Raw genomic sequence first — 17223 nt, forward strand, 5'->3', positions numbered from 1 at the left:
TGCGACAGCTAAGCTATTTGAGTAACAGCTGAATATCGTGAACTAATGCAGCCACACCAGCCGTATTGCTTACGAGGACACGCGCCTCACCTTTTGGATCAAGCAGATAGAACGAAGAGCTGTGGTCCATGGTGTAGCTGCCCTTCGCAGCAGGCGCTTTGGCGTAATACGCCTTAAACGATGCTGCGACCTGTTTGATTTCAGCTGGCGTGCCCGTTAATCCCAAAAACTTTGGGCTAAACCCAGAAACATACGCACGCAATACTTCCGGGGTATCCCGCTCAGGGTCCACCGTAATCAATAACACTTGAACTTTACTTGCCTGATCGCCTAGTTGGCGCATTACCTCGGAGAGCTCGGCCAATGACGACGGACAGATGTCAGGGCACTGCGTAAAACCAAAAAACACAAGCTGAACCTTGCCAGCAAAGTCGGCCGAAGTGTAGGGCTTTCCATCCATTCCCGTAAGCGCCCAGCCACGTCCTATTTTCGTCCCAGAAATATCGCTGCCCTTTAGCTTTGCCGGAGCAGGATCGCTGCAACCAAGCAATCCGGTCATCATTCCGATCAAGCCAACAGCAAGTAGAGCACGTCGGCTAGAGACTGAATCACAACGAATGGGCAATTGCTTCAATCAACTTCCCACGACGATCAACCAGTGATCGACTAATAAAGCAGCGAATAAAAGCGACAAATAGAGAATCGAAAACCGAAACAACTTGCGTGCAAGTTCGTCACTATAGACACGGTATAACTTCCACGCGTACCAGACAAACAAAGCACCAAGTATCAGAGCAGACAGCAGGTAAAGCCAACCACTCATCGCTACGATATACGGCAACACCGTCGTTGCGACCAGTGCGACGCTGTAGAGCAGAATATGCAAGCGTGTGAATTGCTGGCCATGGGTGACTGGCAGCATAGGCAAGCCCGCATTGGCGTAGTCATGGCTACGGTACAAGGCAAGCGCCCAAAAATGTGGGGGGGTCCAGATAAAGATGATTAGCACCAGTAGCCACGCCTCTGCTGGGACTGAGTCTGCCACAGCGGCCCAGCCAAGAGCAGGCGGCATCGCACCAGACAATCCGCCAATCACAATATTTTGTGGCGTGCGAGGTTTCAGGATCATGGTGTAAATCACCGCATAACCCACAAACGTCGCGAAGGTTAGCCACATCGTGAGCGAATTCACCCAACGATACAGAATGAACATCCCAAGACCACCCAACACGCCAGAGAAAATAACCACCTGTATGGGCGATATCGTACCCGTGGCCGTTGCACGACGAGCCGTGCGCAACATGCGCGCGTCGATACGCTGCTCGATCAGACAGTTCACAGCGAAGGCGGCCGCGGCAAGCAACCAGATCCCGATTGTGCCGGCGATCACTTTTTGCATGTCAGGTAAAACCGGCGTCGCCAAAAACATGCCGATCACGGCACAAAATACCGCCAATTGCGTGACGCGTGGCTTCGTAAGCACCAAATATTGGCGCAAGAGGCTAGGGGACGAGGCAGTGGTGCTGGACATGGGCTTTGTTTTAAAGGGACTACCGTGATTGTACTGGTTGTCCCAGACCGGATCGGACAGAAAGCCGATAAACGATCGTTACCGTAGCAAGAACGAGCCCAGCTGCGCCGCCATTGTGGAGGACAGCAATCAAAAGGGGCCACTGAAAGAAGATCGTGGTCAGTCCCGTAAAGAGTTGCGCACCGAGAAGAACTAAAACCAGCCGCGCTGGACCTCGCGTCGCAGGATCAGCAAGCAAGCGCCAAGCTAAGGTGCCGAGCACGGCAAACACTAGGAACGCAAAATTGCGATGTACCCAGTGAATTGCGGTTAAGGCCGTCTGCGAGATCATTTCACCGCTTGGCATTTCACCGAGTCCTCGGACCACCGAGAAACCATTACGCATATCCATCTCAGGGAGCCAACTGCCATGGCACGTTGGAAAATCCATGCAGGCTAAGGCGGCATAATTTGTACTGACCCAACCACCTAGTACGATCTGCACGGCCAATAGCAATAAGCCCACAATCGCCCAACTGCGACCCTTTAGCGTTACCAATGCCGGGCTGACGTAACCGCGTTCGCGCGCGGCTAGCCATGTGATCATACCTAGTAACGTCATGCCCCCAAACAAATGTGCGGTAACAACCGCCGGCATCAGCTGATGCGTCACTGTCCACGCACCAAACGCACCCTGTATGCAAACCGCAATCAAGGTCGCGATCGCAAGCTTAGGCGAGTACCCAAGCACAGTGCGATGTCGCCATCCGAGCGCGACAATCAAAATGATCAGAAAACCAAGCAATGCTCCAACATAGCGATGAATCATTTCGATCCAGGCTTTAGGTAAAGTGACTGGACCGTCAGGCATTGCCTTAGCGGCCTCACGGATGGAATCCAGCGCACCAATTGGCGTGACACTGCCGTAACAGCCGGGCCAATCTGGGCAGCCTAGACCAGAATCCGTCAGGCGCACAAAAGCGCCAAACATAATCAGGTCAAGCGTCAAAAACCATGTCAAAAAGACGAGGCGCCGGTAGCGCGCACGCGCAGATTCCTGCCCAGAAATATTCTTTGTAACGAGCTCAGTCATTGCGCGACTACCCAATCCTTGAGTTCGCAAGCAACTTACGTAACTCATTACGAAACTTCTCGGGATCTGCCTCCGGCGGATACTGCAAGATCAAGTTACCCAAGGGATCAATAATCCACATCGGTTTGCGAAGCGCTTCGGGCGCATCTACCATTGAAACCTGCGGTAACAAAAATTGCTTTAATACCTCTGGCTTGATGCGCACCATCACCGTCCCTTTGTATGCTTCGAGCACCTTCTCTGGAACAGGTTGATCATCAGTAATGAACCAAACGCGCATCAACCGCTCAACATGCTTGCCCTGGCTCGCATGCGAGTTGCGCAAAATGAAAAGCTTACGTGCACACGATTCAGGGCACGCTGCGTCATCTGCAGCTAGCAACAGCCATTTGCCTTTAAGCGAAGTCAGGTCAAACGGCTTACCGTCCAGCGTAGTCGCAGGCAACGCTGTTGCACTCGGGATAGGCCGCTGTGGCTCGATCAGCGTGCCGTAACTCACACTGCCTTCAGGACGCAAGCTTGGGTTGAAATAAACCAGTAGCGCCGCAAGCAAAGGGGCAAGACTCATCAGAAAAATGATAATCAACGTACCACGGCTACGCCGCTTGGTGATTGGTAAAGCTTTCGGATCAACAGAGGTATTCACAAACATCCCACTTATTCAATTTGTCGGCGTCTACGACGTACAAAACGCCACAACACCGCACAGAACGCAATCGCCGCAATCGCCGCAAAGCCAAACCATTGCGTCGCATAACCCACATTCTTATCCGCATCCAACGAGGGCTTGGGCCAATTACGCGAGAGGCCTTCCTGCGCTGGGCTGTTTTGTAGCAACACCACAGGCAAAAATTTTAATCCCGTCCGTTCCGCTAAGGAGCCCAGGTCAAGATTTTGCACCCGTACTAAGCTAGAAGTATCCACCCAGCCAGATTCGCCTGCAGCAATACCCTTCCATGTCGAAGGCAAACCGCTGTCCTCTCCCTTTTTGCTTGTCCACAACTCAAACAACCTCGGCACGCGCAAGGACATTTCGCCCTCAACAGTGTGCATACTCAACTGCGTTGCTATTTTAGGCGCTTGCTCCGTCCCGATCGGACGGGGTATCCAGCCACGCAAGACTAAGACAGCGACCCCATCCTCAAGTATCAGGGGGGTCGCGAGCCACAGTCCTGGGCGCCCATCCAAATTTCGGTTGTCCACCATGACGCTAAACTGCGCCGCCCAATGCCCAGAGGCCGAAGCTGCACGCCAAGGTTGAACCGACTCGATCGTCATGTCGGGACGCATCAGCAGTGGCGCTGCCAAACGGCCTCGCTCAATTTCTGCGCTGATCGCCCGCCGCTCGTCGGCACGACTTAACTGCCACCTCCCAAGTGAGGCACAGACAAGCACAACGATCCCGAGCAGCAGTAACGCAAGCACAGTGAGCTTATTGGACGCTGGGTGTTGCATGTCTGCGATAATTCCTTTTTATCTGGAGGATTTAATGCGTATCTTCGTGATTATTGCGTTCATTGGAATTCTCGGCAGCCTTGGCTCGGCATTGTTTTATTTGATGCGAGACAAAGGAACTTCAAACAAGACCGTCAACGCGCTCACATTGCGCATCGGGATTTCGGTTGCGTTGTTTCTATTCCTGCTTTTTTCGCACTGGATGGGCTGGATAGAAACAACAGGCTTCCAACGTTAAGAAGAGTGCTCAAAATAAAAAAGAGGCCAGCAAGGCCGGCCTCTTTTATGAACGATGCTCAAGCTGACGACTTAAAACCAATATACAAATATGTACAGCCCCAGCCACACAACGTCCACAAAGTGCCAGTACCACGCAGCCCCTTCGAAACCGAAGTGATTATCTGCAGTGAAATGGCCTTTCAACAGGCGGATCCAAATCACTGTCAGCATCGTTGCGCCCAAGAGCACATGAAAGCCGTGGAAGCCTGTCAACATAAAAAACAACGAGCCGAAGGCGCCAGAGTTGAACTTTAAGTTCAAGTCTGTATAGGCATGGTAATACTCATAGCCTTGACAAACTACGAAGATGAAGCCGAGTACGATTGTCGCAAACAACCAAAAGCTCGCTTTGCTCCGATGATTTTCACGTAAGGCGTGGTGCGAAATCGTCAGGGTCACGCCCGAGCTCAACAACAGCGCGGTATTGATGGTGGGCAACCAGAACGGCCCCATTGTTTGAAAGGACTCGACAACACCAGCTGGACCCAGGTTAGGCCACACAGCATTGAAGTCTGGCCACAATAACTGCTTGTGATCCAAATCGCCGAGCCAAGGCAAGGTGACGGTCCGTGTGTACCAAAGCGCGCCAAAGAACGCAGCAAAGAACATCACCTCTGAGAAAATGAACCAGCTCATGCTCCAGCGATAGGAGACATCGATGCGCTTACTGTTCAGGCCAATCTCAGACTCATGAATCGCATCGCCGAACCATTGGTAGAGCACAACAAACAAACCGAGCAAGCCGGCCAACACTGCCCACTTAGCGGAGCCAATACCGTTGACCCATGCAGAGGCTCCAAGCATCCCGATCAAAAGACAGACGCTCGCGCGCACAGGATGGGCAGAGTCTGGGGGCACGTAATAATATGGTGCCTCTTTAACGTGGGCAGAGTGGGGTGCACTCATAGTGTTCTCCATGCTACAAATAGTTAAATTATTTAAAACTGGCCAATACCCAGCCAACGATTGTCAACAGGCTGGTTACAAACAGTACTCCAAACAGCAAGCCAGCGATCACAAGATGGACGGGATTCAGTTTTGCAATGTCTTCTTGATAACCAGCTCCCTTCCTGACCCCAAACATTGCCCAGGCGACAGCCTTGAGCGTCTGAAAGAAGTTCAGCTTGCGCTGAGCTAACTGCTTGAGGTCTTCGCTCATAACTTCTCTTTGTCCGTTATGTTCAAGCAAAAAAGTGCGTGTAAAACTGACGTCCTATCGTCCACCCGAACAACGCAAGCACGAGCACTAGAAATATCAACCCTGCGCGCTTGTTTTTCTTACGTTGCTCTGGTGTCATCCCCATCGCCTTACTTAACCTCAGGGGGTGTTTCGAAAGTATGGAATGGCGCAGGCGAAGGTACCGTCCACTCTAAACCTTCAGCGCCTTCCCACGGCTTGGCCGGGGCCCGCTCGCCCTTACCCGCGTAGGATTTCAACACGATATACAAGAACAAGAGCTGCGACAAACCAAACCAGAATGCGCCAATTGTTGCGATCTGATGGAAGTCTGTGAACTGGGCGGCATAGTCTGCATAGCGACGCGGCATTCCAGCCAGGCCCATGAAGTGCATTGGGAAGAATGTGATGTTGAACGAAATCATACTCATCCAAAAGTGCCACTTACCCAAGCGCTCGTCATACATGTAGCCAGACCACTTGGGCAGCCAGTAATATGTACCAGCAAACAATCCAAACAGCGAGCCAGCAACCAACACGTAATGAAAGTGGGCAACCACGTAATACGTGTCGTGGACCTGGATGTCGATTGGGGCCATGGACAAGATCAGCCCAGTAAATCCGCCAATCGTGAACACGAAAATAAAACCAACCGAGAACAACATCGGGGTTTCAAAGGTCATGGAGCCACGCCACATCGTAGCAACCCAGTTAAACACTTTCACCCCCGTAGGGATGGAGATCAACATAGTTGCATACATGAAGTAAAGCTGGGCGGTAACCGGCATGCCAGTTGCAAACATGTGGTGCGCCCAAACGATAAACGACAAGATCGCGATCGATGCTGTCGCATAAACCATCGAGGCGTAGCCGAACAACTGTTTACGCGCAAAGGCTGGGATGATTGCCGACACAATTCCAAACGCCGGCAAAATCATAATGTAGACCTCGGGGTGACCGAAGAACCAGAAAATATGCTGGTACAGCACAGGGTCACCACCAACAGCGGCGTTAAAGAAGCCGGTGCCGAAGTGGCGGTCGGTCAAGACCATTGTGATTGCAGCGGCCAGCACAGGCATCACAGCAATCAACAAGTACGCTGTGATGAGCCATGTCCAACAGAACAGGGGCATCTTCATCAAAGTCATGCCAGGTGCGCGCATGTTCAAGATGGTCACAACGATGTTGATCGCACCCATAATCGACGAAGCACCCATGATGTGCACAGCGAAAATAGTCAGATCCATTCCCGGACCCATTTGTGCAGTCAATGGCGCATAAAGCGTCCAGCCTGCAGCGGTTGCACCGCCTGGTACAAAAAACGAACTTGTCAGCAAAACACCAGCAACCGGCAAGAGCCAGAAACTGAAGTTGTTCATCCGCGCGAACGCCATATCGGAGGCGCCGATCTGCAAGGGGATCATCCAGTTCGCAAACCCAACGAAGGCTGGCATGATGGCGCCGAACACCATAATTAGCCCGTGCATTGTCGTGAACTGGTTAAACAGCTCAGGGCGGAAAAACTGTAGGCCCGGCTGAAAAAGCTCGGTGCGCAACAACAGCGCTAAAACGCCCCCGACCATGAGCATCGTGAACGAGAAAATCAGGTACATCGTTCCGATATCTTTGTGGTTGGTTGCGAACAACCAGCGTCGCCAGCCATGCAAGGATGGGCCGTGATGATCGTGGTCGTGTGCGTGGTCATGACCATGGCCATGACTATCCCCGTGGCCGTGACCTGCTACGTGATCTGCTGGAACGCTACTCATGTTGGACTCCTATCCCGCTTTAAGCTGTCACCAAACGCTCTAGTTAGTGATCAGCGCATCTTTACGAACAGCCGCAACAATATGCGGCCGCATCATCCCAAATTAACTATCGTGCTGCCTTAATATCCGCCGGTGCCACCACGGGATCCTGACCCTTTCCTGCATTGGTCCAAGACGCGCGTGTGTATGTGATTACGGCGGCAATTTCAACATCGTTTAACTGTGCGGCGTACGACTGCATGGCAGTGCCTGCCTTACCCTTGAGCAAAATCTGAATGTTGTCCGCCTTGGGGCCCATCACAATTTTGCTAGCGTCCAGCGCGGGGAATGCGCCCATCACACCTTTACCGCTACCCTGGTGGCAGGCCACACAATTCGCGGCGTAGACTTTCTCTCCGCGCGCAATCAACTCAGGGCCAGTCCATTCTTTATTAGGATCATCCGCTTGTGCTGCCAGCAGCTTTTTCTGCTCATCGGCCCACTTAGCGTAATCCGCCTCAGAAACGACCTTAACAACGATGGGCATAAATGCATGGTCTTTACCGCAGAGCTCGGTACATTGCCCGCGGTACTCACCAATTTTGTCAGCACGGAACCATGTGTTACGAACAAAACCTGGGATCGCGTCTTGTTTGACCGCAAGGTCTGGAACCATCCATGAGTGGATCACATCGGCTGCAGTGACCGCGACCCTAACCTTTTTACCTACCGGCACGACTAGTGGATTATCCACTTCCATCAAATACGTCGGGCTTTTGGGCTCACGGCCTTCAATCTGTGCGCGTGGCGTGGCCAGATTCGAAAGGATTTTCACGCCAGTCGCGGGTCCGTCGATGTACTCGTAGCCCCACTTCCACTGATAGCCTGTGACTTTAACAGTCAGGTCTGCGCCGCTCGTGTCTTTCATGGCCACGACGGTGCGTGTTGCCGGCAAAGCCATTGCGATAACAATCAAAAAAGGCACGACAGTCCAGGCTACTTCAACGCCCATATGCTCGTGGAAAGTCGCTGGCTTGTAACCCTTTGACTTGCGGTGCGCCCAAATCGAATAAAACATGACGCCGAAAACAGCGACAAAAATCACAAGGCAAACAATGAGCATAAACCAGTGTAGCCAGACGACATCACGGGCTATTTGGTTGACTCCCTCGGGGAGATTGAGCTGATTGACACGCGGACCGCCCGGCATGTCTTTAACTTGTGCAGTGACGGTACCAATCCAAAACATGGCACAGGCGCCCAGCAACCCTCTCAACTTCTTCATGCTTACCTCGAAACACATCGCGCTTCTCTGTCTTAGGCCAAGAATCGACCGAAACAGATACCGCACAAGAATTATTAGAGGGCTTGAGGCACGCCAACGCTATGCACTTACAAGCCCGCGTATCGTATGGAAACGGAGGAGATTATAGCGGACGCCCGCCTATGTTGCTGCACTACAATCGGATGACCCCACTTGACAACAGATCTCGATGCAACAGCCCACCAGTTTTCCTCCAAAAGCGAACCTCGAAAAACTTCTTCAATCGTTAGTGCTTAGGAGCACGCAGCCACCCCATTCTGGGTCACTGCCTCTGTTTATTGCCGGACAACCTTGCGGTGCGCTGTTCCCACCTGCCGTTGAGGCCCTTGCGAAAATTCCGGGGGTCTCCTTAACGGCGACACGCGCCGATTTTGGTGCTGACCAAACACCTGGTTTAGCACTTAACGCTTTACTCGCCACGATCGCCCATACGTTGCGGCAGGCGGGTAAGACGCCTGGCTGGCGTAATGAACTACTGGACGTGCTACCCGATGTGGCGGGGGGCGGACCGATTGCTGTCATTGAACGCGGAGTCATGCGTCCACTCGGTCTCATTACGCAAGCCGTTCATCTGAGCGGTTGGTCAGAAGACGGCAGACTTTGGGTCGCGCGGCGCTCCCTGACGAAAGCCACAGATCCTGGGATGTGGGATACCTTGGTTGGTGGCTTGGTAAGCGCCGGCGAACCGGCAGAGCTCGCCCTCGAGCGCGAATCAGACGAAGAGGCTGGACTCGACCCGATCGACATTCAGTCTCGCACCCCTCTGCGTAAGATCGCTCGGATGCAGCGTCAAATTCCGGAGGGCTACCAATGCGAGGAAGTTTTGACTTGTGAGTGTGTGCTCACAAATGGCACGATACCGAAAAATCGGGATGGTGAGGTGATGGAGATTGATTGTTTCACGCCTGCAACGATTTATGAAATGCTGCAGGCAGGAGACTTTACCCTAGAGGCCTCGATCGTTTTGACAGAGGACCTGTGGCGCCGCGCGACTTAGAGCTAAGCGCTTAGCGCCACCCGCATTTTTTTCATTGCGGCCACTTCAATTTGACGAATGCGCTCGGCAGATACGCCAAATTCAGCTGCCAATTCGTGCAAGGTCGCACCACCGTCGTCTTGCAACCATCGCGCCCGGACGATACGCTGCGAGCGCTCATCGAGTTGCTCAAGCGCTTTGTCCAAACCAGAACCGTGCATGACGTCTTCGTCGCGGCGAGCCAGCACCTGAGTGGGGTCAGCACGACCGTTGTCCGACAGATACGCGATCGGTGCATAGGCATCGTCGTCATCGTTCTGATTTTCGAGCGAAATTTCTCGACCAGACAGCCGCACTTCCATCTCGCGGACATCTTCACGTCGTACGTTTAAATTTGCTGCGATTTCGTCTACTTGATGAGGATCAAGGGTTTGCCCATCGGGGCGCATGCTGCGCAAGTTAAAGAAAAGCTTACGCTGCGCCTTTGTGGTGGCAACCTTGACCATGCGCCAGTTACGAACGATGTATTCGTGGATTTCAGCCTTGATCCAATGGACAGCAAAGGATACGAGCCGGACGCCGCGCTCTGGATCAAAGCGTTTAACCGCCTTCATCAGACCAACGTTGCCTTCTTGAATGAGATCCGCGTGGGGCAAGCCGTAGCCGAGATACTGCCGTGCCACCGAGACCACCAAGCGCAGATGCGACAGCACCAACTCGCGCGCAGCCGCGATATCCGCATCGTCGCGCAAACGACGCGCAAGCAGATTTTCCTGCTCGGCCGAAAGCATCGGCAATCGGTTGACTGTCGAGATGTAGGCATCAATCGTTCCCAGCGCGCCGGGATTCGAGATGGCCATGGCAAGTTGTGAGGGTTGCAGTGTCAAAGCGGTAGAACTCGTTGTCATCAAAGCATCTCCTGACCTCGGAGCATTGGGTGCCATTTTAGCACTCTGTGCTGGCGAGTGCTAATAAGACGGTGGATTTTCGCAAAAGTTCCGCAATTCTTGCGGGGGTGTTAATCTCGCTATGCTCTGGGCGCAAGGCTGTCTCATACCTCAGCCACAACGTCCAATCCTGGATTTGGGTATGTCCGATTTAGTCAAATTTCTTTCAAAGATCCTACTGGCTTGCCTACTCGTCATCGGCGTAGGCTGGGCTACCTACATCGGCGTGCGGTACTACCATGCCGAACAAGTGGCCTACCGTTGGATTTCTGGCCTAGCGGCCAAACAGGCTGCCTGGGAGAAAAAAATTGCCGAATCGGGTGGCAATACGTTGACTGGATACGCCGGGCCATCCGACCCCAAAGTAATCGACACACAAGCTGGGGGCAAGTTCTCTGGGCTAACCTACGATCCTCTGCAAAAGCGGCTGTGGACTGTGGTCAACAAACCCACCGCTCTAATTGCGCTCTCAACGGATGGCCAAGTTTTAGCAACCTACCCGGTTAAAGGGATGTCTGACATAGACGGGGTCGCTTGGCTAGGCGGAAATAAGCTCGCCTTGGTAAACGGGCGCCGGAATCGGGTTGTCATCGCGGAAATACCACCCACTCCTCAGGTGCTCGACGTCACGCGTTCTTTTGCTTTGGTGCTGCGATTCACCGAGGGTGAGGACACAAACTATGGGTTTAACGGTCTCGGTTACGACCTCAAGCGTGACCGCTTATATTTATCAAAAGAACACAGCCCCCGAGCGCTTTACCGGATCAGCGGCTTGAGTAATTTGCAAGCAGCAGATTCCAGAGGACTCCGCATTGAAAACATTAGCCACTGGCTCAACGACGTACCGTTCGCGACCGATCTGTCCTCGGTGGAGGTCGATCCAACCACAGGACGCGTCTTCCTCTTGAGCGAGGAGTCACAACTGATTGTGCAGCTCGACGGGGACAGCGGTGATGGAAAAGGGATGCTGTCACTTTCTACAAAAGGCAGTAAGCCTTTACCTCGCCCTGAAGGGATCGCCACAGACGACGATGGCAATATTTACATCGTGAGCGAGCCCAATCTTTTTTATAAGCTAAGAAAGCCCTGAAGCCGGGGCTTTGATCCCAAAAACAATGGCTAGGTTGCCCCGACTGTATGCGGATGGCTTTGCTCAGCTTGCCCAAGCTAACTTCGTCCAAAAAGCCGACGCTAGTTTTCGACAAGCCTTAGAGACTCTGTTCCCAGATATTGCACGCTGGCTTAGGCTAGCTCTCGCTGAGACCGACACGTTGCTACACGGGTGGGTTGTGACCCACAGCGGGCTGACACTGCTCGCGACACCAGGTAATTCGACCAGCCTTGCTCGGGCGATACAGCAGGTCGGACGTCAGCTTGCCAGTCGGCTCCAAGCCGGCAGTGTGTTTGACGGTCGCTTTCACTCGACGATTCCACAACCGCACGTCTGGCTCTTGCCTTGTCTTATTTGGCTCGAACGCCAACCTGTTCGTGAGGGTCTTGTCACCGAGTCCGAAACCTGGCGTTGGTCCTCAGCTGGCGCACACACTGGCAGCCTTGGGGCAAGCTCCGTTGGTCTGCAGCCACACGCTGACTATTGGGCTTGCGGCAACACCCCTTTTGATCGGCAGGCCGTCTATCGTCGGCTCTTGCACGAAGGTAACGCGCCCTCGCAAGAAGCTCAGCTGCAAAGTCGTTTGCTTGGTCAATGGGGGCTTGGCGATGACGCCTTCCTGAGCGAATTGAGCAAGCTGGCCAATCGCCGCGTAAGCCCCGAAAGACGCGGGCGGCCCAAAAAGCGCATATAGACACCGCTGCCATGCTGGCATCTATGGTGCGTCCCCAATTAATACAGATCTACGTTGGTCCAACATTATTTAGGGACGCACCCCAAATAATGTTCTTGCACTGCCGCAAAAGCAGGCGTATTGTTTCGCCCTCGCACTGCAACATGGCACAAGCCACCGGAGTTTCTTATGTCGACCTTTCCTTTGAATTTCCATCCCGCAAAACCTGCGCAGCAACCCGTGACCTCTCACGCAGGATTGCCGGTTGCACAGGGCTTGTACTCGCCGACAAATGAGCATGACGCCTGCGGCGTTGGATTTGTCGCGCATATCAAAGGTAACAAGACGCACGCCATCGTCGAACAAGGCCTAAAGATTCTTGAAAACCTTGACCACCGAGGCGCGGTGGGCGCGGATAAGTTGATGGGCGACGGCGCAGGCATCCTAATTCAGATTCCCGACGCGTTCTATCGGCAGGATCTAGCTAAACAAAACATCACTCTGCCCGCTCCTGGTGAATACGGTGTGGCCATGGTGTTTCTGCCAAAAGAAATCGCTTCCCGTTTGGCGTGTGAACAAGAGCTAGAGCGCTCTGTCCGAGCAGAAGGCCAGGTCGTCCTTGGCTGGCGTGATGTCCCCGTCGACACCGACATGCCGATGTCGCCCACGGTTCGCGCCTGTGAGCCCGTGATTCGCCAACTATTTATTGGTCGCGGCGCTGACGTGATGGTGCCCGACGCGCTCGAACGCAAGCTCTACGTTATTCGTAAAACAGCAAGCCACGCAATTCAAGCCATGGGCCTCGCGCACGGAAAAGAGTATTTCGTACCCTCTGCGTCGGTACGCACGGTTGTTTACAAAGGTTTGCTTCTAGCCGATCAGGTCGGTCGTTACTACAAAGATCTAGCAGATCCCCTGACCGTCTCAGCCGTTGCGCTCGTGCATCAGCGCTTCTCGACGAACACGTTCCCCGCCTGGCCTCTCGCGCACCCGTACCGCATGATTGCGCACAACGGCGAGATCAACACCGTCAAAGGCAACTTCAATTGGTTGCGCGCACGCGAAGGCATGATGCAGTCCGCTGTGCTGGGCGACGACCTGAAAAAACTTTATCCAATCGTATACGAAGGTCAATCCGACACAGCAACGTTCGACAACTGTCTCGAACTTCTGGTCATGTCTGGCTACTCGCTCGCGCACGCGATGATGATGATGATCCCAGAAGCCTGGGAACAGCATACGCACATGGACCCAAGTCGTCGCGCGTTTTACGAATACCACGCTGCGATGATGGAACCTTGGGACGGCCCAGCGGCCGTCGCCTTTACTGATGGGCGTCAAATCGGCGCAACGCTCGACCGCAACGGTCTGCGCCCAGCCCGCTACCTCATCACCGACGACGACATGGTCATCATGGCGTCTGAAGCAGGCACACTGCCAATCCCAGAGAACCGCATCGTCAAAAAATGGCGTCTGCAGCCTGGCAAGATGTTCTTGATCGACCTTGAGCAAGGACGCATCATCGACGACGCCGAGATCAAAGCGCAGCTCGCCAACTCACGACCCTACCGTCAGTGGATCGATCGCCTGCGCGTCAAGCTAGACTCCTTGCCCTCCCCAGCAAAAGTAGACGCGCCAATTGGTGCACCCGCGTCACTACTTGATCGTCAGCAAGCGTTTGGCTGGACACAAGAAGATTACAAATTTGTTCTCGAGGTAATGGCCGAATCAGGCGAGGAAGCCATTGGCTCTATGGGTAACGACGCACCGCTCGCCATCTTGTCGAGCCGCGCCAAACCCTTTTACAACTACTTCCGTCAGTTGTTTGCTCAGGTAACAAACCCACCAATCGACCCGATCCGTGAACAAATGGTGATGTCGCTGGTGTCGTTCATTGGTCCCAAGCCAAACCTGCTCGATATCAACAACGTCAACCCACCGCTGCGTCTCGAAGTGACACAGCCCATTCTCGACTTCAAAGAAATGGCGCGCATTCGCGCGATCTCCGAAGTCACGGGCGACAAATTCCGCAGCTCGGAGCTCAATATCAGTTACCCCGCGGCATGGGGAGCTGATGGCATCGAAGCGCGTCTTGCGGCGTTGTGTGCACGCGCAGTCGACGCCGTAAAAAGTGGCTCAACCGTACTGATCCTGACCGATCGTAACGTTGATAACGCACACGTTGCGATTCCGGCCTTGCTGGCGACCTCTGCAATTCACCAGCACCTTATTCGCGAAGGGTTGCGCACCAACACAGGTCTTGTTGTTGAAACAGGCTCAGCGCGCGAGGTTCACCACTTCGCCCTGCTCGGTGGTTACGGTGCCGAAGCGATCCATCCCTACCTTGCACTGGAAACCCTCGCGACCCTGGGCAAAGATGCAGAAAAGTCGATTAAAAACTACATCAAGGCGATCGGTAAAGGTTTGAACAAAGTGATGTCCAAAATGGGCATCTCAACCTACATGTCGTACTGTGGCGCTCAAATCTTTGAGGCTGTTGGTTTGCGTACAACGTTGGTCAACAAGTATTTTTCAGGCACGGCCAGCACGATTGAAGGCATTGGCATCTTCGAAGTCGCGGAAGAAGCACTGCGCACACACCGGGCCGCGTTCGGCAATGACCCAGTCTTGGCAAATGCACTGGATGCAGGCGGTGAATATGCCTTCCGTGTTCGTGGTGAAGAACATATGTGGACGCCGGACTCGATCGCAAAGTTGCAACACGCGACGCGCGCAAACAATTACCGTACTTACAAAGAGTACGCGCAACTCATCAACGACCAAAGCCGTCGCCACATGACCTTGCGTGGACTCTTTGAGTTCAAGGTCGATCCCGCACGTGCGATTTCACTCGACGAAGTGGAACCCGCCAAAGAGATCGTCAAGCGCTTCGCGACGGGAGCAATGTCGCTGGGTTCCATTTCAACTGAAGCACACTCTGTGCTGGCTGTTGCGATGAACCGTATCGGTGGCAAGTCCAACACCGGCGAGGGCGGAGAAGACGAGTTGCGTTATCGCAATGAGCTGCGTACCGGTAAAAGTGGCATCGGCGCTGGCGCGACGCTAGCGTCCGAACTCGGCGCAGATCGTATCGCTGCAGACGTCCCACTGCAGGCGGGCGACTCGATGCGCTCGAAGATCAAGCAAGTTGCGTCCGGACGTTTTGGTGTCAGCGCTGAATACCTCTCGAGTGCGGACCAAATTCAGATCAAGATGGCACAAGGTGCCAAGCCCGGCGAAGGCGGTCAACTCCCCGGTCACAAAGTGTCTGAATACATCGCCAAGTTGCGCTGCTCCGTCCCTGGGGTAGGCCTTATTTCGCCGCCACCACATCACGACATCTACTCGATCGAAGATCTGGCACAGCTGATTCATGACCTCAAAAACGTCAACGACAAAGCCTCGATCTCGGTCAAGCTCGTGTCGGAAGTTGGTGTGGGTACGGTCGCCGCTGGCGTTGCCAAAGCGAAGGCGGATCACGTCACGATTTCCGGTCATGATGGTGGTACGGGTGCCTCGCCGGTATCTTCCATCAAGCATGCCGGCACACCTTGGGAGCTTGGCCTCGCCGAGACTCAACAGACACTCATGCTTAACAAGTTGCGCAGCCGCATACGCGTTCAAGCAGACGGGCAAATGAAGACGGGGCGCGACGTTGCAATTGGTGCCTTGCTGGGAGCCGATGAGTTTGGCTTTGCCACAGCTCCGCTCGTCGTCGAGGGCTGCATCATGATGCGCAAATGCCATCTGAACACCTGCCCCGTCGGCGTTGCCACACAAGACCCCGTGCTGCGTGCAAAATTCCAAGGCAAACCCGAGCATGTCGTGAACTACTTCTTCTTCGTAGCAGAAGAGGTTCGCGAAATCATGGCACAACTAGGCATTCGCAATTTTGATGACCTAGTGGGTCGCGTCGACCTGCTCGATACGCGCACGAGCATCGAGCACTGGAAAGCACACGGCTTAGATTTCAGTCGTGTGTTCTATCAGCCAAATAATGACAGCCCACGTCGCCAGATCGAAGGTCAGGATCATGGCCTCGAAGCGGCCCTCGATCACGAACTTATCGAACGCAGCAAGGCTGCCATCGAGCGCGGCGAAAAGGTCTCTTTCATCGTTCCGGTCCGCAACCGTAACCGCACCATCGGCGCGATGTTGTCTGGCCGCATCGCCTCGCGTTATGGAGACGAAGGCCTGCCTGATGACACCATCCACATACAGTGCAACGGCACGGCAGGCCAAAGTTTTGGCGCTTTCCTTGCGCGCGGTATCACGCTCGATCTAGTGGGCGAAGGTAATGACTACGTCGGTAAAGGTTTATCGGGTGGTCGCATTATTGTGCGCTCGCCCAACGACTTCCGCGGCTTTGGTCCCGAGCACATCATCATAGGTAACACCGTCCTGTACGGCGCGACTGGCGGTGAAGCCTATTTCAATGGCGTGGCTGGCGAGCGTTTTGCGGTCCGAAACTCCGGCGCCGCTGCAGTCGTCGAAGGCACGGGTGACCACGGCTGCGAGTACATGACAGGTGGGACGGTTGTCGTACTGGGACAAACGGGTCGTAACTTTGCCGCTGGTATGTCCGGTGGCGTGGCTTACGTTTGGGATCCAGAAAAAACCTTCGCCGAACGCTGCAATATGACGATGGTCGAAATCGAGCCCGTTCTTGCCTCGGCCGAACAAAAGAAAGTTCAAGGCATTGATGTCTGGCACAGCATGACCCGCGGTGGTGATCGGGAAACCGATGAAACCATCTTGAAACGCTTGGTCGAGAACCACTTCCGCTACACCGGCAGCTTCGGCGCGCGTGATCTCGTCAGCAATTGGGAAAGCGCTCGTTCCAAATTTATCAAAGTTATGCCTGTCGACTACAAGCGCGCGCTCGGTGAAATGTGGCGCGCTGCTAACCCCCAGCCTAAAGCTGCTTAAG

16 protein-coding genes are annotated in these 17223 nt (G+C 54.0%); 5 read left to right on the forward strand and 11 right to left on the reverse strand.

All coding sequences use genetic code 11. The annotated features are described in order from the left end of the window. Window positions 1-13: 13 nt before the first annotated feature. The 5 genes from KZZ10_RS04310 to KZZ10_RS04330 all read right to left on the reverse strand — a co-directional run bounded on the left by KZZ10_RS04310 (window position 14) and on the right by KZZ10_RS04330 (window position 4058). The gene (locus KZZ10_RS04310) at window positions 14-562 is read right to left on the reverse strand and encodes an SCO family protein (RefSeq protein WP_259660993.1); all 549 of its coding nucleotides are present in this window, start codon (window positions 560-562) and stop codon (window positions 14-16) included. 72 nt (window positions 563-634) lie between these two features. Continuing rightward, entirely contained in the window at window positions 635-1531 is an 897-nt protein-coding gene (gene cyoE, locus KZZ10_RS04315; protein ID WP_259660274.1) for a heme o synthase, read from the reverse strand. Between the two features lie 19 nt (window positions 1532-1550). Continuing rightward, window positions 1551-2603 carry a COX15/CtaA family protein gene (locus KZZ10_RS04320; protein WP_259660275.1) on the reverse strand — a complete coding sequence of 351 codons (1053 nt, stop codon included), beginning with the start codon at window positions 2601-2603 and terminating at the stop codon, window positions 1551-1553. A 7-nt stretch (window positions 2604-2610) separates the two neighbouring features. Beyond that, window positions 2611-3255, reverse strand: a complete 645-nt coding sequence (locus tag KZZ10_RS04325) for an SCO family protein (protein WP_259660276.1) — start codon at window positions 3253-3255, stop codon at window positions 2611-2613. Window positions 3256-3260: 5 nt separating this feature from the next. Beyond that, window positions 3261-4058: an SURF1 family protein gene (locus KZZ10_RS04330; RefSeq protein WP_259660277.1), complete on the reverse strand. Its 798-nt coding sequence runs from the start codon at window positions 4056-4058 to the stop codon at window positions 3261-3263. A gap of 34 nt (window positions 4059-4092) precedes the next feature. Between KZZ10_RS04330 and KZZ10_RS04335 the strand changes: the two genes are divergently transcribed. After that, entirely contained in the window at window positions 4093-4296 is a 204-nt protein-coding gene (locus KZZ10_RS04335) for a twin transmembrane helix small protein (RefSeq protein WP_259660994.1), read from the forward strand. A gap of 71 nt (window positions 4297-4367) precedes the next feature. On the opposite strand, the gene KZZ10_RS04340 is transcribed toward KZZ10_RS04335, so the two are convergent. The 5 genes from KZZ10_RS04340 to coxB form a co-directional block, all read right to left on the reverse strand. Beyond that, window positions 4368-5243 (reverse strand): cytochrome c oxidase subunit 3, encoded by an 876-nt coding sequence (locus KZZ10_RS04340; RefSeq protein ID WP_259660278.1) that lies wholly within the window; start codon window positions 5241-5243, stop codon window positions 4368-4370. A gap of 28 nt (window positions 5244-5271) precedes the next feature. Continuing rightward, entirely contained in the window at window positions 5272-5496 is a 225-nt protein-coding gene (locus KZZ10_RS04345) for a DUF2970 domain-containing protein (RefSeq protein WP_259660279.1), read from the reverse strand. Window positions 5497-5518: 22 nt separating this feature from the next. Beyond that, window positions 5519-5635, reverse strand: a complete 117-nt coding sequence (locus KZZ10_RS15490; protein ID WP_446001714.1) for a cytochrome oxidase small assembly protein — start codon at window positions 5633-5635, stop codon at window positions 5519-5521. Between the two features lie 10 nt (window positions 5636-5645). Then, a complete protein-coding gene (gene ctaD / locus KZZ10_RS04350) occupies window positions 5646-7283 on the reverse strand; it encodes a cytochrome c oxidase subunit I (protein ID WP_259660280.1) in 1638 nt (545 codons plus the stop codon). Window positions 7284-7389: 106 nt separating this feature from the next. Continuing rightward, window positions 7390-8547, reverse strand: a complete 1158-nt coding sequence (gene coxB, locus KZZ10_RS04355) for a cytochrome c oxidase subunit II (RefSeq protein WP_259660281.1) — start codon at window positions 8545-8547, stop codon at window positions 7390-7392. A 208-nt stretch (window positions 8548-8755) separates the two neighbouring features. Here coxB and KZZ10_RS04360 point away from each other — a divergent pair, with 208 nt between their 5' ends. Next, window positions 8756-9583, forward strand: a complete 828-nt coding sequence (locus KZZ10_RS04360; RefSeq protein ID WP_259660282.1) for an NUDIX hydrolase — start codon at window positions 8756-8758, stop codon at window positions 9581-9583. A gap of 2 nt (window positions 9584-9585) precedes the next feature. Here KZZ10_RS04360 and rpoH read toward each other — a convergent pair whose 3' ends face one another. Continuing rightward, entirely contained in the window at window positions 9586-10470 is an 885-nt protein-coding gene (gene rpoH, locus KZZ10_RS04365) for an RNA polymerase sigma factor RpoH (RefSeq protein ID WP_259660283.1), read from the reverse strand. Between the two features lie 181 nt (window positions 10471-10651). Here rpoH and KZZ10_RS04370 point away from each other — a divergent pair, with 181 nt between their 5' ends. The 3 genes from KZZ10_RS04370 (at window position 10652) to KZZ10_RS04380 (ending at window position 17222) form a co-directional block, all read left to right on the forward strand. Further along, on the forward strand, window positions 10652-11599 hold the full coding sequence (locus tag KZZ10_RS04370) for an SdiA-regulated domain-containing protein (RefSeq protein WP_259660284.1): 948 nt from the start codon (window positions 10652-10654) through the stop codon (window positions 11597-11599). 25 nt (window positions 11600-11624) lie between these two features. Beyond that, complete coding sequence (locus KZZ10_RS04375; RefSeq protein WP_259660285.1) at window positions 11625-12314, forward strand: hypothetical protein; 690 nt, start codon at window positions 11625-11627, stop codon at window positions 12312-12314. 168 nt (window positions 12315-12482) lie between these two features. After that, window positions 12483-17222 (forward strand): glutamate synthase-related protein, encoded by a 4740-nt coding sequence (locus KZZ10_RS04380; RefSeq protein ID WP_259660286.1) that lies wholly within the window; start codon window positions 12483-12485, stop codon window positions 17220-17222. Window position 17223: the final 1 nt, after the last annotated feature.

The sequence above is a fragment of the Zwartia hollandica genome (assembly GCF_019923725.1).
GTDB classification, from domain to species: domain Bacteria; phylum Pseudomonadota; class Gammaproteobacteria; order Burkholderiales; family Burkholderiaceae_B; genus Zwartia; species Zwartia hollandica.